Here is a 26,062-nt window from a genome sequence, read left to right on the forward strand (position 1 = left end):
TCCCGCAAGCAAATGAAATTGTCACCGTTGTTAAGTTGTAGCATTTTGTTTCTCACGATAGCGCTGTCCTCTTGTGGTGGGGACTCTTCCGGAAAGAAAGAGAATGGGAAAGTAAATGAAATCAATGAAAGGGAATTTACAGCAGAGCCAGACGCGGACTGGACAAACCTGTTTTTAAGAAAGTCGGGCTGGTTTGGCGGTGATGGGATTTTTGTCATTCCACTTTCTGGTAAGGATGCTGAAAAAAGTGATAGCCTGCTTTTCTTGTTCAGTGACACAATGGTTGGGGAAATTCATGGAGATTCATTACAGCCAGGTTTTGTGATGATCAATAATTCGGTGGCGTTATTGAAAGGCAAAACGGCTGATTCCTCAAACATGGCATTCAAAATGGCTGGTGTGAAAGGGTCTTATAAAGCCATTTTTAGCCCAAAAACAAACAAGCCGGATAAAGACACTTACTTCTGGCTGGGCGATGGGTTTGCGAATCCCGATTCCAAAAATGACCTGTTCATTTTCGCCTATCAAATCACCAATACGCACGATAAATCGCCCTTTCCATTCAAGGAAACGGATAATGTGCTGATCCGCATACCGGCAGGCAGCCCGTTCCCATATGCTGATCAGGAACAAACAGCGCTTCCGTTTAACGATTACAAAAGCGGAACAGAGACGATTTCGTTTGGTGCCGGTGTTTTTAACAATAGTGAATCTGCCGGGGAGCCTGAGCCGGACGGTTTTTTATATGTTTATGGCATAAAAGGTAAAAGTAAACAGCTGGTTTCGGCCAGGGTAAAACCTGCGCAGGTCGCGTCGTTTGGGGATTGGGAATTTTGGGGTGGCAATGGCTGGTCAAAGGACGTAAAGTCTGTTAAGGCGTTAAGCGATTCTGTTTCTAATGAGATGAGCGTAAGCCGGCTTTCGAAAGGGAAATATGCATTGGTTTATCAGCTGGGCAGTATTTTTCCTGAAATTTGCATGCAGGTTGGACCCACGCCGGTTGGCCCGTTCGGTCCCAGGATCGTGCTGTATAAAACTTCAAATGACATTCAGGACGCAGATTTATTTACTTATAATGCCAAAGCGCATCCCGCATTGTCGGCGCCCGGCGAGCTGTTAATTTCTTATAATGTGAATAGTTTTAAATTTTTTGATGTCATTACAAAAAAACCTAACCTGTATCGCCCGCGGTTTGTGAGGGTTAAATTCACGCAACAATCTTCCCAAACAAACCATTGAGTATGACGACCGGAGATATCACTACATTACCAGCCCAAAACCGACTGCCCTACATTATTCTCATTACCAGCGTCGCAGCGTTCGGCGGGTTTCTTTTTGGTTATGATACGGCTGTGATAGCCGGGGCTATTGGTTACCTTCAAATTAAATTTAATCTTTCTCCGCTTATGGTTGGTTGGGCCGCCAGCAGTGCCATTTGGGGTTGCGTGCTGGGTGCCATGTCGGCCGGATACCTCAGCGACCGTTATGGACGCAAAGCAGTACTCATCGGAACGGCTGTGCTTTTTGCATTGCCTGCTTACGGCTCGGCCGTTGTCAATGATCTGACCAGCTTCATCATTATGCGGCTGCTTGGCGGGATCGGCGTTGGCGCCGCTTCCATGCTTTGCCCGATGTACATTTCCGAAATTGCGCCTTCGCGGCTTCGCGGTCGGCTGGTGACGCTCTATCAATTGGCCATTGTGTTGGGGATCAACATTATATATGTTATTAATCTAAAAATCAGTCAGGCGGGCGACGAGGCATGGAATATCGAATACGGCTGGCGTTATATGCTGGGTTCGGAAGTGATTCCTGCGGTGGTGTTCTTTATACTGCTATTTTTTGTGCCTGAAAGCCCGCGTTGGCTGGCGGCGCAAGGGAAGGACGAAGCGGCGAAAAAGATTTTGGAAAAGATCAATGGCAAAGCGGTGGCGCAGGAAATTTTCACAGAGATCTCCGCAAGCCTGCGGGACGAAAAGGGGAGGCTGAGCGATTTGGTGGACAAAAAACTGCGCAAGCCGTTGTTAATTGGTGTTGTGTTGGCGCTGTTTTCGCAAATTACCGGCATTAATGCAGTCATTTATTACGCGCCGGAAATTTTCAAAAGCATTGGTTTTGGTGCAGAATCTGCCTTTACGCAAACCATCATTATCGGGGTGGTCAATATGCTGTTTACATTGGTAGCCATCTGGCTTATCGACCGGGCTGGCCGACGAAGCCTGCTCATCTGGGGCGTTGCCGGGATGATCATCTGCCTTTTTGCCACCGGCATTTGCTTTCATTTTCATTTCGACAAAGGGCCGTGGGTGCTTATTTTTATCCTGGGTTATATCGCCAGTTTTGCCGTCTCGCTGGGGCCTATTCCCTGGGTGTTAATGTCAGAGATATTCCCGACAAAAATCCGGGGGATTGCTATGTCGCTGGCCACGTTGGTGTTATGGATCGGTGTAGTGGCCATTACACAGCTGACGCCATATTTCCTGGGAACATTTGGGGGCGCAACTACATTCTGGATCTTCATGGTGAATGCCGTGATCATCTGGATTTTTACCATTAAAAAAATCCCGGAAACGAAAAACAGGACCCTGGAAGAAATAGAAAGAAGCTGGTCATGAAAGACATATTCATAGGAGTCGATTTTGGAGGCACGCGCATCAAACTGGGCCTCGTTTTCGAGGGGAAAATCATTGCAGATGCCAACATTGAAGCGGCCTCCGAGCTCACTTTTGAGCAAAGATTGGCCGACATTTCGCTTGAAATAAATCATTTACTATCAGCAGGGGCATACAAACTTACCGGGCTTGGCTTTGCTTTTCCAGGCATAGTTAATTTTCACACGGGCAGGATTTTGTCGAAATATGTGAAATATCCCGGCGCAGAAAATGTGGATCTTGACAAATGGGCAAAGGCTAACTTCGGCGTGCCGATTGCGGTTGAAAACGACGCCAGGGCAGCGCTGGTAGGAGAATGGAAACACGGCGCAGGCATTGGGAGCAGCGATCTGGTGCTGGTAACATTGGGTACGGGGGTAGGCACGGGCGTGTTGGTGAATGGTGCGCCGTTACGCGGTAAAAACTTCGTGGGTGGCAACCTGGGCGGACATTCGACCATTAATTTTGAGGGCAGTATCTGCAATTGCGGGAACATTGGTTGCGTCGAAAGTGAAAGCTCCACCTGGGCATTGACGCAAATCGCGAAGGCTTCCCGGGAATTTTTATCGAGCAAGCTGGCAGCATTGGATGTTATTGATTTCAAAAACCTGTTTGAGCTCGCAGAACAAGGGGATGCGCTGGCATTGAAATTACAGGACCGCTGTCTCAAAGTATGGTCATTGTGTGTGATCAACCTGATTCATGCTTATGATCCGGAAAAGGTGATTTTTGGCGGAGGAATTATGAAAAGCAGTCACATTATTTTACCCTATATCAAACAAATGCTCGACAAACATGCATGGATCAGCGCTGCGGACGTGGATCTGGTCGTGGCTGTGCAGCCTGAGCATGCGGGGATATTAGGTGTATTTGAATTATTGAAACAAAAAAATTACTAGCAATGCATTCCAATTACGAAAAGTTTCCATACGTAGAAATTAGTAAATCATCAGAACTGTGTTTTGCTGGCTGGCAGCACATTTTCCTTGAAATAAACCGGCTTATCCAATTAAAAAAGCAAAACAAGACGATCATTTGCATGGACCTTTATCATGGTGTGGATGCCTCAAAAATACGGGGTGCGATCGGGGACCATGTGGAAGCGGTTGCAGTGATTGAGACGAGTGCTTTCCTTAAAGATGCCGGTAACATTCAGGAAATGGTGTTTCCATTTGTGACAGATGATCCGGTTTTTGGTAAAATAAATAATTTGGAAATCGCTGACTTTTTTGATCAGGAAAAATTACACAGGCAAAAAGAACAAATTCGGGCAATTGAGTCAGGAATCATAGTGGTTTTGGGCGAAGGAGCAGCACTTTTTGCAGATGCGGATATTTTGATTTACGCAGACCTGGCGCGCTGGGAAATCCAGAAAAGGATGAAACGCAATGAAGTAGGCAACTTTGGCGTAAACAATCTGGATGAAAGTTTTGCATTGAAATACAAACAAGGCTATTTCCTCGACTGGCGCGCTTTTGACCGGCATAAACTCGCATTTTTTGACCAGATCGATTATTTCATGGATGCCAACAAGGCCGACGAGCCTAAAATGCTGGGTGCGGAAATATATCGCAAAGGACTGGATCAGACCGTTAAACGGCCATTCAGGGTCGTTCCGTTTTTTGATCCGGGGCCTTGGGGCGGCCAGTGGCTGAAAGAAGTCGCTGATCTGGACCGCAATGAGATCAATTACGCCTGGGGTTTTGACTGTGTTCCCGAAGAGAATAGTCTGCTGTTTAAAATCGGGGAACATATTTTTGAGCTTCCCTCTATAAATCTTGTGCTGACCCGGCCAGGGTCACTGCTTGGGAAGGCGGTTTTTGGCGAGTTTGGCGCAGAATTTCCGATCCGTTTTGATTTCCTGGATACGATGGAAGGCGGCAATCTGAGTTTGCAGGTGCATCCCACGCGGGCCTACATTCAGGAGCATTTCGGGATGAGTTATACGCAGGATGAGAGTTACTATTTCCTTGAAGCACAGGATGATGCGTGCGTGTATTTGGGCACGCACAAGAATGTGGATGCCAATGCGATGATTGCCGACCTGGAAAATGCGCAAAAGGGAGTAACCGACTTTGACGCAGACAAATACGTAAATAAATTGTCCGTCAAAAAGCACGATCACATCTTGATCCCCGCCGGGACGATCCACTGCTCAGGCAGGAATGCGGTGGTCCTGGAAATTTCGGCAACTCCGTACATTTTTACTTTCAAATTGTGGGATTGGGGTCGGCTGGGCATGGATGGCAAACCGCGGCCGATCAATATCGAGCATGGCAAAAACGTGATAGATTATACGCGGGATGAGGAATGGGTAAAGGAGCATTTGTTTAACAACATTACCGGCATTTCGCTTAATGGCCACGTGAAAGAAGAGTCCACGGGCTTGCACGAAACGCAGTTTATAGAAACCAGGAGACATTGGTTCGATGCAAAAGTGACCCATTACACGCATGGAAATCTGAATGTAGTCAATCTGGTAGAAGGCCGGGAAGTGGTTGTGGAAAGCCCGGATAACCTCTTTGAGCCTTATGTGATCCATTACGCCGAGACCTTTATCGTGCCTGCCGATGTGTCGGTTTACACCATAACACCATACGGGAAGTCGGTTGGAAACAAATGTGCAACGCTGAAAGCATACATCAGAACTTAGCGATCCGGTTGCTTAAAAGGCATCCGAATTTGCTATTTTTGTGATTCTGTATCCAATTTGTCGACCATGAAATTTAGCATAGATCATAAAAGTCCGGTTCCTTTACACATTCAGGCGGAAAATCTGCTGCGTACGATGATCAATGATCCCGAGCATTTGAATGGTAAATTCCTTCCGAACGAAGTGGAGCTGGCCAAGCAGCTCGCCATATCCAGATCTACGCTCAGACAGGCTTTGAACAAATTGGTTTACGAGGGATTATTGATCAGAAAAAAGGGGATAGGGACCAAAGTTGCTGAGCCCATAATTAGTTCAAAATCAAAGAACTGGCTTAGTTTTACGCAGGAGATGAATGCGAGGGGAATCATTGTTAAAAACTTTGAGCTGCATGTGACTTGGGTGGCGCCGGATGAAAAAACCGCCAATTTTTTTGATATAGATCCCTCTAAAAAGATCCTGAAACTGGAACGGTTGAGGGGTAAAGTAGAAGGGCCTTTTGTTTACTTCATTTCCTACTTCCATCCACGGGTAGGCCTCACAGGCGAGGAGGATTTCAAACGCCCGCTTTATGATATTCTTGAAAAAGACCATCTGGTTGTTGCAACACTTTCCAAAGAAGAAGTAGGGGCTATTGCTGCCGACAAGTTCATTGCCGCCAAGCTGGAAGTGGAAGTAGGAAGCCCGATACTTTTCAGAAAACGCTTTGTTTTTGATCAGGGCGACAGGCCCATTGAATACAATCTGGGCTATTACCGCGCCGATAGTTTTGTATACACCGTTGAGAGCGTAAGAGAGTAATTGTAACCTCCAATCAATAAATATTCTGCGTTTATAGTATAGCGTTATTGTGACGCTTGATTACTGTTGCCTATGTGTAGGCTTTTCGCTAAAACCATCGTCGACACTGCCCGTACAAAGCTTTCAGCCTTCGCCTGATTTGTCCAACGGCAGTAAAATGTCATTATTTCACTAAAATATATTAGCAGTCCTTGTTTTTCAAAAATATGTTTATATGTTTGTACATATGTAAAATGTATTGAGAAAGAGTGCTTTGCGTACTGATTAATCCTAAATCTTCGCTTCGGGGAAGAAAAGCCTTTTAACCACTAACTGCTTTTATGAAACCAAAACTACTTGCAAAAAACGGGAGGAGATCGCTGAGCACCTGTCTGGGGTTCGCGCTTGGAATCTTTCTGGCATCTGCCGTGCAGGCCAGCATCCCGCTGCCTAAGGCATCCGGCTCTGTAAAAAACGCGAAAGGAGCTCGCCACATGGCCGAACAAACCATTACCGGAACCGTTTCGGATGAAAACAATGTGGGAATACCCGGCGTTAACGTACTGGAAAAAGGCACCACGAACGGTGTGGTTTCAGACGAAAACGGGAAGTATTCCATTCAGGTAAAAGATGCGAACAGCGTGCTGGTTTTCTCTTACATTGGCTACATTACCAAGGAATTAAAAGCAGGATCTCAGGCTGTCCTTGACACGAAAATGGAGGTTTCTTCGCAGGAACTGAATGATGTAGTCGTAGTCGGTTATGGAACCCAGAAACGATCTGAACTGACCAATGCTGTTGTACAAACAACGGGCGCCGAAATAAAGAAATCCAGTGCGGCATCACTATCCAATTCCCTTGCAGGTCGGATGGCGGGTGTGTACGTAACACAAAGAAGCGCTGCTCCGGGTTTCGATGATGCGCAGATCCTGGTAAGGGGCGCGAGTACTTATAGAAATACGTCGGCACTCATTGTAATTGACGGGGTTGCCAATGCAGATCCCGACGGACTAAACCGCCTTGATCCAAATGATATAGAGTCTATTTCCGTACTGAAAGATGCCTCAGCAGCCATTTATGGCGCGCAGTCTGCGGGCGGCGTAATCCTGGTCACTACCAAAAGAGGTGTAACTGGCAAGCCAGCATTTGATTTCTCTACAACACAATCCTGGCAGTCGCCCACAATGAAGGTGAAGTCAGCCGACGCATTTCAATATATGCAGGCGCTCAATGACCGGAGGGCACTCGAAGGAACACCTGCCGACTTTCCGGATGCATTGGTAGAGTCATTCAGAAACGGGACGAGAAGACCCGAAGACTGGTGGAAAGCGCTGATCGGCCCGCCGGTAAGACAAACCAGATACTCGCTGACCATGCGCGGCGGAACGGACCGGGTGAGATATTTTGTGTCGCTGGGAACAGCAACACAAGGCGGAATTCTTCGTGGCGACAATAAATCCAAGCTCAGGCAATATAATGTCAGAAGTAATGTGGATGTGACCGTGACAAAAGACCTGGAAGTAGGACTTGACTTGTCGATCCGCGAGAAAGCAACGCAAACACCACAGGGCGGTCCTGGCGGGGAAGTGGGTTCTCTGGCGAGCACCAGCCCGTTGCAGGAAGCTTACATTGGTGGGGATTACCGGTATCCGGGAGAAGGATGGTCGCACTTGAATCCGGCAGCCCGTCTGCTCAGCCCTGGTTATCGCAAGTACAAAGCCGATGTGGCCAGCGGAACGCTTCGGTTCAAATACAATATGCCTTTTGTTGAGGGACTTGGGTTGGATGGTTATTTATCTATTGTTAAAACCATCGGTTACGACAAGCAATTCAATTATGTATGGCCTTATTTCGAAAAAGACCCTGATGGCAACATTGTAGAAAAAGTATCCAGATCGGTGGAAGATATTGGGTTACGGGAGGATTTCAGACAAAGTTTGCGCACGACAGGAAACGTAAAGCTGACCTACAACAGGACATTTGCGCAGGATCATAAACTTTCGGCATTCGTTGCTTACGAGCAGATGACGTACGATGACAATAACTTCTGGGCCCAGCGCCTGGGCTACGACTCCCCATTGATCGACCAGCTTTTCGCCGGAACCACAAATCGCCTGAACTGGAACAACAGCGGTTCGGCTACGGAATCGGCCCGCCAGAATTTTTTCGGACGGTTAAGCTATGATTTTAAACAAAAATATCTCTTTGGTTTCAGCGCCAGGTACGACGGTTCTCCGATCTTTCCAAAAGATAAGCGCTTTGGATTTTTCCCGCAGGTATCTGCTGGCTGGGTGATCAGTAACGAGTCATTTATTCCAAAAAATGTGATCAGTAATCTAAAATTAAGGGCTTCCTGGGGAAAACTGGGGAACGACCGGGTTAGTCCGTTTCAATACATTGCCGCCTACGGATACGACGCAGGCTGGGTAGTCAATGGTGTGGATGCGCGTGGTATTGCAGTGAAGTCGACGCCGAATCCTAACATTACCTGGGAAGTGAGCGAAAAAACGGATATTGGCTTGGAAGCGGCATTTTTGAATAACAGGCTAAGCTTCGAACTGGATCTTTTCCAGAACAAAACTTCCAACATTCTGGGCAGAAGGCAGGCTTCAATTCCAAGTTACACAGGATTGCTTTTGCCGGATGAAAACATTGGTAAGATGAACAGCCAGGGCATCGAACTTCAGGCAGGTTACAGACATAATTTTTCGGACCTTACTGTGCGGGTCAATGGAAATTTCTCCTATAACAAAAACAAGATCATTTACTTCGACGAAACACCCCAGGCAGAAGAATATCAGAAGCTGGAAGGACAGCCGTTCGGATCGAGGCTGGTCTACAAATCCATTGGGATTTACCGGACGCAGCAAGATCTGGACAATGGCGTTAACTATCCGGGCGCATCATTGGGCGGGTTGATTTTTGCGGATTTGAACGGAGATAAGATCATTGACAGCAATGACCAGTATATGTTCAATACCACCAACAATACAGCAACGGACCCTGTTACGGGCTTGGAAGTCACAACCATTTTCCCAAGCACGCAATACGGACTGAGCATTGGTATGAATTACAAGAATTTCGACCTGGCCATGTTGCTGCAAGGACAAAGCGGTGCAAAATTTCGGCTGAGCAATGGTTTCAACTCCGGCGCTGGCGGTAACGGACTGGAATATGTGGCGCTCAATAGTTACACATTAGGCAATGTGAATTCGGAACTACCGATGATTTCACCAACAGGATTCGCGAATTCGGATAGCGACTTTTACTATCGTACTGCGACCTGGATGCGTATGAAGAATGTCCAGCTGGGCTACACGTTACCAAAAAGCCTGCTTTCAAAAGCCAAGATCGCTGCCTTCAGGGTTTATGTTTCGGGCGATAACATCTTTATGATTTTCAACTCACTCAAAAAATTCGGTAATGGTGATCCCGAATTCCTGAGCGGAAACGGGGGGGCTTACCCTAACATGAAAACGATGAGCTTCGGAGTTAATCTTACTTTTTAATCTGAGAACGACCTATGAAATATTTAATAAAAAATAGATTGATAAAAAGGGCGTTAAGCATCTCATTTATCGGGATTATTGCCACTGCTACGTCATGTAATGTTTTGGATAAAAAGCCGCTGGATGCCATATCCGATGAAGCCGTATTTAATGACGCTGTGTTTTTGCAAAATTACGTTTATAACATTTATAATGGCATAAAACCGCCCTGGGCACCAGGAACTGGAGGATTCGACGCCCTTACCGACATTGCCGTGAACCAGCCCGAAACCCACGAGCGGTCGGCAGGGATCCGCAATTATCTGGAAGGGAATATAACACCCGATAATGTGAATGATCTGTTGGCGGTTGCGAAAGAAATGCCTACGCCCATTCCACTCTGGGACTACGAATACGGTTTCATCAGAAAAGCCAATGTGTTTTTCGAGAACATTGAAAGTTCGACCATCGCCGCCGACAAGCTGGATCCGATGAAGGGGGAAGTGCACTTTTTAAGGGCGTGGATGTATTTCGAACTGATGCGCACATTTGGTGGGGTTCCCATTATCAAAAACAGCTTCCAACTGAATGCGGAGACTTTCGATGTGCCCAGAAATACATTTGATGAATGCGCACAATTCATATTGAGTGAAGCAGATATTGCCATCGGGTTTTTGGAAGGACAGCCTGTTAACACCGGAAAAATCAGCAAAGCCGCTGCACTGGCTTTTAAAGCCAGAGTGTTGTTGTATCTGGCGAGTCCATTGAATAACCCTACCAAAGATTTAGCAAAATGGAAAGCCGCCGAAGCAGCTACCAAAGCCGTACTGGATCTGGGTTTCACCCTGCATCCGCAGTATGCCGAACTGTTCAAGAGGCCATTGAAGACAGACGAAACGATCTTTGGTAAATCATTTACACCCGCGACCAGGATACCCGGCTGGGGTTATAATTACGATTACTGGCCGAGTGGCTTTGATGCCCAGCAGCGGCTCGTGCCTACCCAGAATTTCGTAAATATGTTTCAGCTGAAAAATGGGGAATATCCATATCTGGCCGATGGTGTAACCGTAAATGCAGCCTCGGGATATGACCCTCAGAAGCCGGAGAAAAACAGGGACCCGCGCTTCTATGACGCGGTAATCTATCCGGGTACGGGTCCGTTGAACATTATCGACGGCTCAAAAAGCACAGTTCGGAATTACGAATATTGGGAAGATGCAAATCCAAATCCCGACAATGCGCCTCCATATATTAATCCCAACAAGGTGGATCCCAAAAATGGCCAGAACCTTTTTGATTTCGGCCGGGATTCGAAAACCTATTGGGTAAAAGGACTAACGCCCTTCCATTGGCGCGTTCAGACGGGTTATACATTTAAAAAGACAGACGACTTCGCAGGTCCCCGCGCAAGCTTTGATAATGATTACAACCAGGTGATCGTGTTCATGAGATTAACAGAGTTTTACCTGAACTATGCCGAAATACAAATGGCATTGGGGAACGAGGCAGTAGCAAGGGAGTATATCAATAAGGTAAGGAAAAGATCTTCTGTAAACATGCCTGATATCAAAAGTACGGGAGCTGCATTGGTTAGAGATTACCGAAATGAAAGGGCTATTGAATTGCACCTGGAAGATTCCCGCTTTTACGACTTGATGCGCTGGAAAGCGGCCCCCGGCCATGTCGATATCGCGGTTCGCGGGATCACAAGAGTGACAATGGACTGGACCGGCGCCAAACCGGGCGATGCTCTCGGTAAAATGACTTACACATATGGCGTCATTCCAGAAGCCGAAGTCAGAAAACCCTGGAAAGGCGATTACTACTATCTTTTCCCAATCCCGAATACGGAGATACGGAAAAGTAACGGGGCTCTGAAACAGAACCCTGGTTATTGAAAACAATGCTTTTTAGGATAGGTTATATAAATTAAGCAATGTATTTTTAACCAATGGCGGGGCAATGCTCCGCCATTGGTTTTTTGCATTTAGCCGGTGTGAAGAGATCTTTACATTCACGCGCTTTTGAGTTTGATCGTTATGCTTTGTATATACAAAGTATTTGTGTTATCATTGTATTATCGTTTGAATTTTCACTATACGGCTAAATGATTGCCTTTAAACAATATTTTGTAACTGATAGCGGCATTTACTAACCAGTTTGTACAGACATAATGATTAAGCGGCAGTTTTAATGTGTTTTGGTTTAATATGAAAAAAAAGCTTTTCCTTTTCCTGACGTTGATCGGGTTCACTGCATTTGTAGTTGTCTCCTGTTTTCAAAAAAACAATGCGCTGCAAAAAGGCGGAGATAAAGGGCTCGTGAGCTATAATTTTGACATTCGTCCGATCCTGTCTGACAAATGTTACGCCTGCCACGGCCCGGATGCTGGCAAGCGGGAAGCCGGACTGAGGCTGGACGTAGCCGAAAGTGCCTATGCGAAGTTAAAAGATGGAAAAGGGGTGGCTATTTTCCCGGGGAAGCCAGATCAATCTGAGGTGTACAAAAGGATCACTTCGGTAGACCCCGCCTATCAAATGCCCACGCCTGAGTCTCACCTGGGCTTGCTGAGCGAAAATGAAATCGGGCTGGTGCGTGAATGGATTGAGCAAGGAGCTAAATATGAAAAACATTGGGCATTTACAGCGCCTAAACTGCCAGCGCTTCCGGAAATAGCTGATAAAGAATGGCCTAAGAATGAAATCGATCATTTCGTTTTACAAAAAATGGAAGGAGCGGGGCTTGCCCCCAATGAGCAGGCAGACAAAAGCCATTTGCTCAAAAGAGTCTCGCTCGACCTGACAGGCCTGCCGCCTTCGCTGGATTTGCAGAACAGATTTGCCGCTGACCGAAGTGAGAATGCTTATGAAAAAGTGGTGGATGAACTCCTCCGCCAAAAAACCTACGGTGAGAAAATGGCCATCTATTGGCTGGATGTAGCAAGATATGCCGATTCGTATGGCTACCAGGACGATGAAGTCCGCACGCAATGGCCGTGGCGCGACTGGCTAATCAGCGCTTTCAACAAAAACATGCGCTATGACCAGTTCCTGACCTGGCAAATCGCCGGTGATATGCTGCCCAATGCGAACAAAGAACAGATCCTGGCCACCGCATTTTTTAGAAATCATAAATACACCGAAGAAGGCGGCGTAATACCCGAAGAATACAGGATCGAGTATAATATTGATAAAACAAAAACATACAGCACGGGTGTTTTGGGGCTCACCGTTGAATGCGCCCAGTGCCACGATCACAAGTACGACCCCATTTCGCAGGAAGATTATTATCGTCTGTTCGCGTTTTTCAATAATTCCAAAGAACTGGGTTTCGAGGGAGACATTTCGCGTACAAAGACTGCCAAAAACCCAATCCTCCGCATTTCGGATGAAGAGGCAAAGTCGCTGTTAACATTTATCAACAAGCCGGATACGAGCCTGCTCATGGTTTCTGTGATGGGCGACCGCGATACGCTCAGGCCCACGCATATTTTGAACAGGGGCGTATATGACGCGCCCGGTCGTGTAGTAACGGCATCCGCATTGCTTGCGGTTATGAAATTTGATACAAATGGACTTCCCCAAACGAGGTTAGGCCTGGCAAAATGGACAACGAGCAAAAGCAATCCGCTGACCGCCCGTGTTTTTGTGAACCAGGTTTGGCAGGAATTCATGGGAAGGGGCATTGTAAAAAGTACGGGCGATTTTGGCATGCAGGGCGATCTGCCCACCAACCCGGCGTTGCTGGATTGGCTGGCGGTCGATTTTATGAACCATGGCTGGGATATTAAAAGGCTTGTGAAACAAATCGTTACATCTGCAACATATCGCCAATCTGCTAAAATCACTGAGGAGAAGCTGAAAGCGGACCCGGACAACATTTATTTATCACGTGGGCCACGATACAGGCTTCCCGCCGAACTGGTAAGGGATGTGGTGCTGTCTACCAGCGGTTTGCTTGTTCCGAAAATAGGTGGGCCGAGTGTGAAGCCTTACCAGCCGAAAGGATTGTGGGAAGCAGCTACATCCGGACGAGGCACGCTGAAAACATATCAGCAGGATAAAAATGAAGCATTATACCGACGCGGAATGTACACATTTATCAAGCTGACGGTCCCGCCGCCGTCGATGATCATTTTTGATGCCAGTAACCGGGACCATTGTGAAATCAAACGCTCCAAAACCAACACACCATTGCAGGCACTCGTGATGCTGAATGATCCTACCGTGCTGGAAGCATCCCGGGTTTTGGCAGAAAGGCTTACTGCAAAATCAACCAACATTGAAACCAACATTAAGGAGTCATTCCAGAGAATTGTGTGCAGGCAGCCAACTGAAAAGGAAATGAAGCTGCTGACTGAATATTATAATGGCGAAGTTTCCACATTTACCAAGGATAAAAAACATGCTTTCAGAGTATTGAATGTGGGTGAATATCCGCGGAATGAGAAAGTGAACGAAGTACAGGCGGCCGCCCTCATGCGGGTGATCAATACACTGTACAACATGGAAGAAACGATTACAAAAGGCTGATAAACAGCTTCAAAATCATGGAAAAGCAAGTTTTTGATTACGGAATAAATACCACCCGCAGGCACTTTTTATCCAGAATGAGCTTAGGGCTTGGCGGCGCAGCATTGGGCTCGCTCCTGATCCCGGATCTTTTTAAAGGCAGCGGCGGAGAGGTCAATTCAGATGCGATTATGGCCGGGTTGCCGCACTTTGCGCCCAAGGCGAAACGGGTGATTTACCTGTTTCAAAACGGCGCGCCATCCCAGCTCGACCTGTTTGATTACAAGCCAATGCTCAATAAAATGCACGGTCAAGACCTGCCGGAATCCATTCGCGGAACGCAGCGCTTGACGGGTATGACGGCGAATCAGGCAAAATTTCCATTAGCGGGCTCCGTTTTTAATTTTAAACAATATGGAAAATCGGGTGCCTGGATGAGCGAGCTGCTACCGCATATGTCGAGCATTGTAGATGATCTTTGCATCATTAAAACATTAAACACGGAAGCCATTAACCATGATCCGGCGCTGACATTTTTCCAGACTGGCGCGCAGGTGGGTAACCGGCCGAGCTTCGGTTCCTGGCTGAGCTATGGTTTGGGTAGTGAGAACCAGAACCTTCCGGGTTTCTGTGTGTTGCTTTCGCGGGGTAAGGGAAATGGTCAGGGTGTTTATTCCAAATTATGGACGAATGGTTTCCTGGACTCGGTGCATCAGGGCGTTCAGTTCAGCAGCGGCGAAAATCCTGTTCTGTATTTGAACGATCCCGACGGCATGGACAGAACGCAGCGCCGGAATATGCTCGATAAGCTTTCGGAGCTCAATCAGGGAACATATGATGAATTCGGTGACCCGGAAATTACGGCCAAAGTGCAGCAATACGAAATGGCTTTCCGGATGCAAACTGCCGTGCCGCAGATCACGGACATGAGTAAGGAGCCAGAATCGATCGTGAAAATGTACGGGCCTGAATGTCTGGTGCCAGGCACATACGCAGCCAATTGCCTTTTGGCCAGAAAGCTTTCCGAGCAGGGAGTCCGTTTTGTGCAGCTTTACCATCAGGGCTGGGATAGTCACGGCGGGCTACCCAATGAAATCAAAGGCCAGTGCCTCGATGTGGACCAGGCGTCCGCAGCATTGATTACGGATTTGAAACAGCGCGGGTTGCTGGACGAGACACTCGTTATCTGGGGAGGTGAGTTTGGCCGCACAAACTATTGCCAGGGAACATTAACCAAGGATAATTATGGCCGCGACCATCATCCGAGAGCATTTACGGTGTGGATGGCAGGAGGCGGTGTAAAGCCCGGAATCGTTTACGGTGAGACGGATGAATTTGGTTACAACATTGCAAAAGACCCGGTACACGTCCACGATTTTCACGCGACGATACTCAATCAGCTGGGCCTGGATCATGAAAAATTAGTTTATAAGCACCAGGGCCGGCGTTATCGTTTGACGGACGTGGCTGGGAAGCTTGTGAAAGGGATTATTGCTTAGTACCAATGTTTGGTGCCACGGATGCACCGCGCGGCGGACCGCGGATAGACATGAATACATCAACGGTTCGCCGCACGGTGCATTCGTGGCAAAAAAATAAAGAAACAAATGCGCCAATACGTGTCAGATTGGAAAGGGCTGATTTTTAACATTGCCTTCTTTCTGAATGGATTATTAGTTTTCCTTTTGATCTTCGAAAACCGCTTTCAGGTCCCATTCTGGATGCAGGCCATGGGGAGAATGCATCCGCTCGTTTTGCATTTTCCACTCGTCGTTTTAATCCTGTACAGCATTTGGGTGATAACCATCGAAAAACCGGAGTCAACGCGATGGAATGCGGATGTTGCGGATACCTTGCTGGTAATCGGTGCTTTAACTGCGGCCGTCGCGGCATTTTCCGGTTTTGTTTTATCCAAAGAAGACGGTTACGAATCCGGCACATTACTTTGGCATAAATGGTTGGGCGTGGCCATTTCCCTGATGAGCCTCGCCTGGTATGGAATGCGAAAGTCACTGATGCCCTGGAAAATATCTTCAAAGTTCGTTGCAGTAGCATTTCTGCTGGTACTCTTCGTAGGCGGACATTTGGGAGGGAATTTAACGCACGGGGAAGATTTCCTGATCTCACCACTCGGGCCATCCGAAGTGGAAAATGCCAGCGTTGCATTTGAAGAGGCGCAGGTTTATGAACATTTGGTGAAACCGGTATTTGAGCAAAAATGTCTTTCCTGCCATAATGAAGAAAAATCGAAGGGAAACTTACAAATGCAAACGCAGGCATTGCTAGTGAAAGGTGGCAAAAATGGCGTTCTGTGGGATACGACCAAAGCAGATCTGGGTTTGCTCATCAGCAGAATACATTTGCCATTGGACGACAAAAAACACATGCCGCCGCGCGGGAAAGTCCAGCTGACCGAGGAGGAAGTGGTGTTGCTGGCTGCGTGGGTGAAGGCCGGTTCCCGTTTCGATCTGAAAGTCAGTTCGCTTTCAGGTCAGGATCCTGTATATGCGTATGCGCAAAAGATCTTAGGCGGCAACCGCACCGAGGAGCAATACGATTTCAGCGCAGCAGATGCTGACGAGATCAAAAAACTGAATTCCACTTATCGGTTGATCAAATCACTATCGGCAGAATCTCCTGCGTTGTATGTGAATTTTTATAACAGTGCCAACTTCAAAAGTGAAGAAATAGAGGGGTTAATGCCCCTCAAAGATCAGATTGTTTCAATGGATTTGAGCAAAATGCCATTGAAAGATGGAGACTTGAAAACCCTCGCCAAATTCCCCGAATTACGCAAGCTGATCCTGAACTTCACAGACATTACCGGTTCTACGCTGAATGAACTAAAAAAACTGGAAAAGCTCAGAGAATTGTCCCTGAGCGGAACAGCCGTGAAAATGGCTCAAGTGAAGTCACTGGAAACATTTCCTTCTTTAAAAAAAGTGTTTATTTGGAGCACCGGGCTAAGCACCAGTGAATTGGCTGCATTAAGAAAAGGTCAGAAAATAGCCTTTGAAACCGGTTTTCGAAGTGACACGGTCATTCTACCACTCTCCCCGCCGACCATTGTAAACGAAAGCCAGATTCTGGCAGCCGACGGATTGGTTTCCATGAAACATCAGATCCCACAAACCATCATTCGTTACACATTAGACGGCTCCGAACCCGATAGCATCAATTCACTCGTCTATAACAAACCAATTCCCATTGCAAAAAACACGCTTTTAAAAGCCAGGGCTTACAAAGAGGGATGGTATGGCAGCAAACCGGTAAACAGAATGTTCTTCATAGCAGGCTTGCACGTCGACAGCGTCCGACTGGCGAAACCGGCCGATCAGCGTTACGCAGGCAAGGCCGGCGCAACGCTCATTGACGGCATAAAAAGCGAAAACGAGCAGAACAGTGGAAAGTGGCTCGGCTACAACGAGGACTTTCAGAGTTATTTATTCTTCAAAAAGCCGGTGCGGGCGAGCCGGGTCACGCTCAGTATGCTCAGAAATCTGGGCGGCTCTATTTTTCCGCCTACGCGTATAGAGGTGTGGGGAGGGGCTGATGAGAAATCTCTGAAACTGCTGAAAGTCCTTAATCCGGAAATGCCGGCAAAAGATATTCCGGGCGTAGAAAGTATGCTGTTTGAAGCAGCATTTGAAGCGCAACAAGTAAGTTGTATGAAAGTGGTCGCCAAACATTTAACCAAATTGCCCGCCTGGCATACAGGTAAGGGCAATAAGGCGTGGGTATTTGTCGATGAGGTTTTCGTAAATTAAAATAATCCAAACACGCAATGTTCCAACAGGCCGGTTTCCGTTTTGTCGCAAGAATGTTTTCCTTTCTAGTGTTGCTGCTTTTTGTATTTCAACAGACTTATGGCCAGCAAAAAACGGTTTGGAAGATAGGAGAGGCCGATAATTCCCCCGTCGGTTTCGCCCTGGCGCCTGATCAGTTCAAGCGTTTTCTGGAAAATGATTTCGGGTATGAGGATAATTTCTTTCTCATCGGCCAATCCGATATGCAAAAGAACTGGCCTTACGTGCTGCCGGGGCCCGTAAATGGCTGGGGCGGAACGGGCGGCACTTCCGGGATCAGGTCTCATTTTCTCACCGTTCTATTTGATATTAAAAGCAAACCGGCCTCCGGTAATTGGCAGCTGGTCGTGGATGTTTTGGATACCGATTCACTGTCTGCCCCCTTTTTTAAAGTTTCGATCAATGGGCGATCGTGGGGCTTTCAGCTGGCAAAAGGATCCGGTTTCAAAGATCCTGACAAGTTTCAGGCCAGCCCGAAAGAGCAGCTTGTCAACATTGAAATTCCCTCGGAGCTGATCAAAACAGGCGTTAATGAAATTATAATGACAACCCTGCAAGGTGGCTGGCTGGCATTTGACCAGGTGAAAATGGAAGGCCCGGCCCAGGCTACGCTCGCGGTTTCCGGTAACGCATTGCTTAGAAATGTAAGTGCGGCCGACTATGAACTGAATGTCGGGGGAAAGCAGGTTCAACCTTTATTGATAGACGTTACCCAGCTGCGGGGCGAACCGGTCATTGAGGTGAAGCTGGACAATAAACTGATCTTCACTCAAAAAATAGAAAAGGATCGCTACATATTGGAAGCGCCTATGCCTGCGGTTACACAATCCGCGTCAGGAACATTCCAGGTTTTTGCTGATAAACAACTCATTGGTTCAGGCAAAATTGAAAGGACTAAAAAGAAGCTCAAAACGCCGGCAGGTTATGTCAACACCATGCTGGGTGCGGGACATTCCCGATGGATGATCGCACCTGGCCCTTGGATGCCTTTCAGCATGGTAAAGTTGAGCCCGGATAACCAGAATAACGGCTGGCAGGCGGGATATGACCCAACTTTTGAATCCATTGGCACATTCAGCCACATTCATGAATGGACCATGACAGGCCTGGGCATTTTTCCCACCGCGGGCCCATTGGAAATTAAGATAGGTGACCAGAATAAACCAGGAGAAGGCTACCGTTCGCGCATTGACAAGCGTTCGGAAGAGGCGCCTTTGGGTTACTATAAAGTGAATTTGACGGACATTAACATCACGGCTGAACTGACTGCCACAACGCGCGCATCTTTTCAAAAGTACACTTATAACAACAGTGAAACCGGCCGTATAATGGTCGATTTGCAAATTCCGACAGAGTATGGGTATAAATTGAAAAATATAAAAGTTGACAAAGTTAGCGCAAATCGCGTTGAAGGGTTTAGTGATCAGCTCTCAAATGATGTGTGGTCGGGCGGGATCGATCAACAGTACAAAGTGCATTTTGTGATTGAATTTGACCAACCTATTAAAAATCACGGAGTTTGGCTCAATGATGAAGTAAAGCAACAAACCAATCTCTTGGCAGATAGCGCCAAAAATGCGGGAATGTTCTTTGAATTCGATACAAAAGCAAATCGCGTCGTGCAGGTAAGGACCGGGATTTCATACGTAAGCGTTGAAAATGCCGCACTAAATCTGAAAACAGAACTCTCAGATCCGTTCGGCTGGGATTTTGATAAAGTAAGGGAAAATCAGGAAAAAGTATGGAATGAACTGCTGGGCCGCGTAGCCATATCGAGCAATGACAAACGCGAGAAAGAGCGATTTTATACCAATATGTATCGGTCACTGGCGAGCAGGAATGCATTCAGCGATGTGGACGGCAGCTGGCGGGATGCCGATGAGGTTGTTAACAAATTCGAAAATAAAGACGACGTAGCATTGGGCTGTGACGCTTTTTGGAATACTTTCTGGAACCTCAACCAGTTCTGGAACCTGGTTACGCCCGAATGGTCGAACAGATGGGTGAAATCACAACTAGCGATGTACGATCGCGGCGGCTGGCTGGCGAAAGGGCCCGCGGGTATGGAATATATTCCGGTGATGGTGGCTGAGCATGAAGTCCCGCTGATTGTAGGTGCTTACCAAATGGGGATCCGCGATTACGATGTCAACAAAGCTTACGAGGCCGTTCACAAAATGCAAACCACAACCGCCGAGGCAGTGGGTGGAGGACGTGCCGGCAATGAGGATCTGACAACATATCTGAAACACCAGTATGTGCCTTATGACGAAGGACGCTTTTCAAATTCCCTTGAATACAGTTTTGACGATTATACCGTCTCTCAATTCGCGAAAGCTTTGAACAAAAAAGATGATTATAAGAAATTCGGTGAAAGGGGCCAATGGTGGAAAAATGTGATTGATCCCAAAACCGGCTTTGCCCGGATGAAAGATGCAAAAGGAAATTGGCTGGCTGAATTCGATCCCTTCAAATCAGGCGCAAACCATCATTATGTGGAGGGAAATGCCTGGCAGCTCACCTTTTTTGTTCCTCAGGATGTTCCAGGCCTGGCCAAAACGATGGGAGAAAGCGAGTTTGTGAAAAGACTGGACTGGGGTTTTAATGAAAGCGTAAAATGGCGATACAACGGTCCGAATGATCAATATTGGGATTACCCCGTCGTGCAGGGAAACCAGCAGTCCATGCATTTCGCATTTCTTTTTAATTGGGTAAAAAAACCGTGGCTGACGCAAAAATGGAGCCGGTCCGTTGTGGACCGCTATTACGGACATGAGGTTTCCAATGCTTATCTGGGCGATGAAGACCAGGGGCAGATGAGTGCCTGGTTTGTGATGACCACGCTCGGACTCTTTCAGACAGACGGTGGAACGCGCGTGGACCCGATCTATGAAATCGGAAGTCCCATGTTCAAAAAGGCGGTGATTAACCTCGGCGAACAGTTTGGCAGAGGCAAAACATTTACTATAGAAGCCAAAAATACATCCCGAAAAAACGTTTACGTGCAGAGCGCAATGCTGAATGGCCAGCCGCTGACAAACTTCTGGTTTAAAGCTTCCGACCTCCTCAAAGGCGGTTCGCTGGTATTAGAGATGGGTCCAACTCCCAATACCAAATGGGGAATAGGGGAATTTCCGAAGGTCGACTAAGTTTTTAATCACTGCGTTAAGACTTTACAGGATCCGGTAAAGCTACCTAATGGCATAGTAACTGACAGACTAACAAGCGTCATATTATCCTACTTTCTTGGCTGTTAACCTGTATTGCTCGGGTGACTGGCCCATGTTTTTCTTGAAAACCCTGGAAAAGTAAAAAGGGTCGTCATAGCCCAGGCTCATTGCGATTTCTTTTATTTTGCCCTCATTGGTATAGATCAGCTGGCAAGCCTTTTGCATTTTTAAATGGATAAAATAATCCACCGGTGCCATGCCCGTGCCCTTCCTGAACAACATGGAAAAGTGCGAGCAGGATAACTGATGCTTTTTGGCCATGTCTTCCACGGAAAGTTTTTTATCCAGATGCAGCCGCATATGCGTGATTGTTTCGGTTACAATATCCGGTTTCGCTGTGTTTTCGGATATCAGATGTTTGTCGGGATAAAGGAACATAGCCATAAAATATTGCAGGCACATGGTTGCATTGGCCAGGTTTTCCAGGCTGTAACCCATTTCCAGGCTTTGGTAAAGACGGTGCCAGGTGTCCAGGGTTTTGTCATTGAAAATGAGATTAACCGGTCCTTTCTGCGGCGTGATCTGCAAAGACTGATTAAAACTGTGAATGGCGGGACCCGTATAATGTACCCAATAAATTGTCCACGGATCTTCATGATCGGCCCAGTAGCGGATGTAATGGTCGGTGGCTGGAAGCAGGATGAACTGATTGGCTGAAACTTCGAACTTTTTATCGCCAATCACATAATGTCCTTTCCCTTGAATGCAATAGATCAGAATATTATCCTCACAGCCCTTGCGCCGCTCGCGATAATGGAATAGGGCTTTTGGAAAATAGCCGATGTGGGTAATATAGAGCTGAAACAACGCCGGATTCTTTTGGACAACATCACGCAGGATCCCCGGCGGAAGACTGATCAGCTTTTCCCCCTCAAACCCATCCCGTCGTTTAAAACTCATACTCATTGGACGCAGGTTTTTTAATCGTATTTTCCATCATGCATTTTTAGAAAGTGCGATAATAGCCAATTTTAGGTAAATATTTAAAAAGAATATGGTTTTGATTATAAAAATATACTATAAACTAAAATATGCAATCGTAGAATTCTCCATGAAAATAAGTGAATGTGCTATATGTAACAGGTTTTTGCTATTCTACTTTTGACTTTTGGATATGCCTATTAAGTTTCCAAAGTTTCGCTATGATGATTACACATTCCATGTTATATGTTGCTATTAGCCGATAAAGTCGTTTTTCTGACGGGAGGGACCGAGGGGATCGGGTTCGAGTGTGCCAAAGTGTACCAACGGGCAGGGGCGAACCTTTGCATTATCAGCAACGATCCGCGAAGCATTTCACACGCCAAATTGCAGCTGAGTGAAGGGATTACGGAGTTTGTTCTTGCAGATGTGTCCAGTTCCCGCGAGGTAAGGTATGCCATCATGCATTGTCTGGAAATTTTTGGTAAGATCGACGTGATTCACAATAATGCAGGCATCTCCAATCCATCCAAAGCCTTGCACGAAACGTCCGATGAAGAATGGCACAAGCTGTTTGAAGTCAATGTAGGAGGGATTTATCATACTACTTTTCATGGGATCGATGCGCTAAAAAAGTCGGGCGGGAACATTCTGAACACGGGAAGTCTGGTGGGAGAAATAGGGCAGGAGATCCATGCGGCCTATACGGCTACCAAGGGAGCTGTGAATGCATTGACCAAGTCGATGGCACTGGATTATGCGCCTTTCGGGATCCGCGTGAATGCAGTGGCGCCGGCAGGGGTGATCACGCCGCTATTGCGCGCATGGAGCCAGCAACAGCCCGATCCCGATTCCGCAGAAGCATATCTCAACAACATTCACGCGCTGGGTTATTGCCCCGAAGGCGACGTGATCGCCGACGCCTGCCTGTTCCTGATTTCGGACATGGCGCGTTTTGTGACCGGCTGTATCCTGCCAGTCAGTGGCGGTGCAGAACTGGGTTATAAGAAGCTTTCCAGCAAACAGAACCATTTTCATGATCTATAAAATTGCCGTACAAGACGCCCGTTACCAGCTCGATGGCAGCGCAGGCAGCGACGCCATTCACCGCGACCCCATCTACTCCTACGCCGTTACCCAACTGATAGACGACAGCGGCATAACCGGAACGGGCTTCGCATTTACATTGGGCGAAGGCAACGATCTGGTGTGCAAGGCTGCGCAATATTATGCGCAAAAGCTTGTGGGTAAAGATATTGAGGAAATGATGGCCGATTTTGGAACATTATTCAGGCAATTGGCGGATGATCAGCAATTTCGCTGGCTGGGGCCGCACAAAGGCGTTGTGCATCTGGCGCTTGCGTCCGTAACCAATGCATGTTACGATCTTTGGGCCAAAAAACGCGGCGTGCCGCTCTGGAAGCTCCTGACTGACCTTTCGCCGGAAGCGATCATTAATACACTGGACTTTTCTTACCTCGAAGATGAGCTGACCAAAGAACAGGCACTAAGCTTATTAACACAGGAGCAGGCGGGCAAAGCAAGCCGCGAAAGCATTTTACAAACGGGTTACCCGGGTTATGACACGTCAATAGGCTGGTTCAACTATTCTGACGAAAAAGTGCGTGAAAACTGTAAAAAAGCACTAGCAGAAGGCTTTACGGCGATGAAACTGAAAGTAGGCTCAGTTGACCCTGAGCGTGACATTCGCCGGGCGCACATTGTGCGGGAGGTTGCGGGGGAAAGTGTAAAAGTAATGCTCGACGCCAACCAGCAATGGAACCTGCCCAATGCGATCACGATTTGCAGGCAACTGGCGACCATGAACCCCTACTGGATCGAAGAGCCCACGCACCCCGATGATGTGCTGGCACACCAGACATTAGCCCGGCAAATTGCGCCCGTAAAACTAGCATTGGGTGAACATGTTCCTAATAAGGTCATCTTCAAAAATTACCTGCAAGCCAATGCGGCCGCATTTATCCAGGTGGATGCCGTGCGGGTTGGGGGAGTGAGCGAGTTTTTGACAATCAGTTTATTATGTAAAAAATTTGGCATTCCCGTAGTCCCGCACGTAGGCGATATGGGACAGCTGCATCAGCATCTGGTGTTGTATAATCACATTGCAATGGGGCATGAAGCGTTATTTTTGGAGCATATTCCGCATTTACAGAAACATTTTGTCCATCCCGCCCGCATTCGAAACGGCGTTTACGAAACACCGCAGGAACCAGGCAGCAGCTGCGATCTGATCGCTTTACGTAACTAGCATATCTTTATTCTCTATGATCCACACCCTCGATATCACAATCAGCGCATTATACATTACGGCGATTTTTGTCATCGGTTTGTGGGCCGGATTGAAACATAAAAAACAATCGAAAGGCGGTGCTAATGAGGCGGGCGCCTACTTTTTGGCTGGAAAAACATTGCGCTGGCCCACCATCGGGCTGGCTTTGTTTGCAACCAACATTTCCTGCGTGCACCTGGTAAGCCTCGCCCAAAGCGGGTTTGACACCGGGCTTTTAAACGGGAATTTTGAATGGATGGCCGCATTCATTCTGATCCTGCTCGCCCTGTTCTTCGCGCCATTTTACATTCGCTCCGGCGTCTCCACGCTGCCCGATTTTCTGGAAAAACGCTACGACCGCGCGAGCCGCGACTGGCTGGCTGTTATTTCAGTCGTGTCGGCCGTTATTGTACACATTTCATTTTCACTGCTGGCAGGCGGCATTGTGCTGCAAACGTTATTTGGCGTGGATATGTACACCAGTATCATCGCCATTTCCATCATTACGGCCATTTACACCATTGTGGGTGGACTTACAGCCGTGGTGGTGACCGAGTCCATTCAAACCATCGTGCTCTTGTTCGGCGCGTTGATCATTAGTGTGGCGGCTTATAACAAAATGGGCGGCTGGCAACCGATGGTCCATGTTTTACAGGCGACAGACCAGCTCGAAAAACTGTCGATGATGCGGCCGCATGGTGACAGCAGCGGCATGCCCTGGTATGCGGTGTTTCTGGGTTACCCCATTCTTGGGATCTGGTATTGGTGTGCGGATCAGACGATTGTCCAGCGTGTGCTAGGCGCGAAAGATGAAAACCATGCACGCATGGGGCCGCTGTTTTGTGGTTTTATTAAAATCCTGCCCGTTTTCATTTTCGTGCTGCCCGGTCTTTTTGCCTATACATTATCACAATCCGGCGGGCTTGATATCTCGGCTTTGCAAACTGTTTCGGAAGGCAAAACAGTCGTGAACAGTAAAGGAATTTATACATTAATGATCACCCAGCTTTTGCCAAAAGGCCTGGTCGGTATATTGGTCGCCGCATTGCTTTCGGGCTTGATGAGCCAGATTTCCGGAGCGCTGAATTCCATTTCCACATTGGTAAGCTACGACTTGTACCGGCGCCGCAAGCCCGGCGCTTCGGACAGGCAGCTCATCCGAGTTGGTAAGATCTCGGCGGGCGTCGCATTAATCGTTTCGCTGGCCACATTACCGCTTTTAAATAGCTATGAAAGTATTTTTAATGGTCTGAACGATATTATCGCGCACATTGCACCGCCTATCACTTGCGTTTTTTTATTGGGAATTTTCTGGAAAAAAGCGTCGGCGGAATCGTCCAAATTCACACTTTGGATAGGGTCGGCGGTTGGTTTCATTGTATTTACAGTGAACAAGTTATATCCTGAAACACTGGTCGGTCAGATTCCTTTCATGATGATGGCGTTCTATCTGTTTTGCTTCTGCGTTTTGATCCAGGTTATTTTCTCCTTCATATTTCCCGTCCGCCACACTTCCGAAAGCCTCGAACTTTATTGGAAGTCACCACTTGAATCCCTGCAAACGCCCGGCTGGAAAGGACTGGGAAATTACAAAACGCTGTCGCTGCTCCTGGCTGTCATCATGTGTTTTTTGTTCTGGTTTTTTCGATAGAAAATGACTTTCTAAATCGTCGAAAAGGGTGATCTAAATAATCGTATTATCCATGTTTTTATGCGGTTAGTCCATTTCAAT

Annotated in this window: 15 protein-coding genes; 14 read left to right on the top strand and 1 reads right to left on the bottom strand. The window is 47.3% G+C overall.

Features of this window, described 5'->3' with window-relative positions:
• The first annotated feature begins 12 nt into the window (after positions 1-12).
• From NFI81_RS03330 to NFI81_RS03380, 11 genes are all read left to right on the top strand, one after another.
• Positions 13-1,239 (top strand): DUF5005 domain-containing protein, encoded by a 1,227-nt coding sequence (locus tag NFI81_RS03330; protein ID WP_252176035.1) that lies wholly within the window; start codon positions 13-15, stop codon positions 1,237-1,239.
• A 2-nt stretch (positions 1,240-1,241) separates the two neighbouring features.
• Positions 1,242-2,615 (top strand): sugar porter family MFS transporter, encoded by a 1,374-nt coding sequence (locus tag NFI81_RS03335; protein WP_234614229.1) that lies wholly within the window; start codon positions 1,242-1,244, stop codon positions 2,613-2,615.
• Complete coding sequence (locus NFI81_RS03340; RefSeq protein ID WP_234614228.1) at positions 2,612-3,550, top strand: ROK family protein; 939 nt, start codon at positions 2,612-2,614, stop codon at positions 3,548-3,550. Before NFI81_RS03335 ends, NFI81_RS03340 begins: the two co-directional genes overlap by 4 nt.
• Positions 3,551-3,552: 2 nt before the next feature.
• Positions 3,553-5,304 carry a class I mannose-6-phosphate isomerase gene (locus tag NFI81_RS03345; protein ID WP_234614227.1) on the top strand — a complete coding sequence of 584 codons (1,752 nt, stop codon included), beginning with the start codon at positions 3,553-3,555 and terminating at the stop codon, positions 5,302-5,304.
• A 66-nt stretch (positions 5,305-5,370) separates the two neighbouring features.
• Positions 5,371-6,102 (top strand): GntR family transcriptional regulator, encoded by a 732-nt coding sequence (locus NFI81_RS03350; RefSeq protein WP_234614225.1) that lies wholly within the window; start codon positions 5,371-5,373, stop codon positions 6,100-6,102.
• 320 nt (positions 6,103-6,422) lie between these two features.
• The gene (locus tag NFI81_RS03355; protein ID WP_234614224.1) at positions 6,423-9,590 is read left to right on the top strand and encodes a SusC/RagA family TonB-linked outer membrane protein; all 3,168 of its coding nucleotides are present in this window, start codon (positions 6,423-6,425) and stop codon (positions 9,588-9,590) included.
• A 14-nt stretch (positions 9,591-9,604) separates the two neighbouring features.
• The gene (locus tag NFI81_RS03360) at positions 9,605-11,470 is read left to right on the top strand and encodes a RagB/SusD family nutrient uptake outer membrane protein (protein WP_234614223.1); all 1,866 of its coding nucleotides are present in this window, start codon (positions 9,605-9,607) and stop codon (positions 11,468-11,470) included.
• A 312-nt stretch (positions 11,471-11,782) separates the two neighbouring features.
• Positions 11,783-14,104 (top strand): PSD1 and planctomycete cytochrome C domain-containing protein, encoded by a 2,322-nt coding sequence (locus NFI81_RS03365; RefSeq protein WP_234614222.1) that lies wholly within the window; start codon positions 11,783-11,785, stop codon positions 14,102-14,104.
• Between the two features lie 17 nt (positions 14,105-14,121).
• Positions 14,122-15,582 (top strand): DUF1501 domain-containing protein, encoded by a 1,461-nt coding sequence (locus NFI81_RS03370; RefSeq protein ID WP_234614220.1) that lies wholly within the window; start codon positions 14,122-14,124, stop codon positions 15,580-15,582.
• 108 nt (positions 15,583-15,690) lie between these two features.
• Entirely contained in the window at positions 15,691-17,850 is a 2,160-nt protein-coding gene (locus NFI81_RS03375; RefSeq protein ID WP_234614219.1) for an FN3 associated domain-containing protein, read from the top strand.
• Between the two features lie 17 nt (positions 17,851-17,867).
• Positions 17,868-21,038, top strand: coding sequence for a glycoside hydrolase family 92 protein (locus tag NFI81_RS03380; protein WP_234614217.1), 3,171 nt, complete (start codon positions 17,868-17,870; stop codon positions 21,036-21,038).
• An 84-nt stretch (positions 21,039-21,122) separates the two neighbouring features.
• Here the strand turns inward: NFI81_RS03380 and NFI81_RS03385 are convergent, their stop codons facing one another.
• Complete coding sequence (locus tag NFI81_RS03385) at positions 21,123-22,019, bottom strand: AraC family transcriptional regulator (RefSeq protein WP_234614215.1); 897 nt, start codon at positions 22,017-22,019, stop codon at positions 21,123-21,125.
• 267 nt (positions 22,020-22,286) lie between these two features.
• On the opposite strand from NFI81_RS03385, the gene NFI81_RS03390 reads away from it, so the two are divergent.
• From NFI81_RS03390 to NFI81_RS03400, 3 genes are read left to right on the top strand one after another with little or no spacing between them, the layout of a single operon-like run.
• Positions 22,287-23,087 (top strand): SDR family NAD(P)-dependent oxidoreductase, encoded by an 801-nt coding sequence (locus NFI81_RS03390; protein ID WP_234614214.1) that lies wholly within the window; start codon positions 22,287-22,289, stop codon positions 23,085-23,087.
• Positions 23,077-24,309 carry an enolase C-terminal domain-like protein gene (locus tag NFI81_RS03395; protein ID WP_234614210.1) on the top strand — a complete coding sequence of 411 codons (1,233 nt, stop codon included), beginning with the start codon at positions 23,077-23,079 and terminating at the stop codon, positions 24,307-24,309. The genes NFI81_RS03390 and NFI81_RS03395 overlap by 11 nt, the downstream gene beginning before the upstream one ends.
• A 16-nt stretch (positions 24,310-24,325) precedes the next feature.
• Positions 24,326-25,981, top strand: coding sequence for a sodium:solute symporter (locus NFI81_RS03400; RefSeq protein ID WP_234614209.1), 1,656 nt, complete (start codon positions 24,326-24,328; stop codon positions 25,979-25,981).
• The last annotated feature ends 81 nt before the right edge of the window (positions 25,982-26,062 follow it).

The sequence above is a fragment of the Dyadobacter fanqingshengii genome, from assembly GCF_023822005.2.
GTDB classification, from domain to species: Bacteria; Bacteroidota; Bacteroidia; order Cytophagales; family Spirosomataceae; genus Dyadobacter; species Dyadobacter fanqingshengii.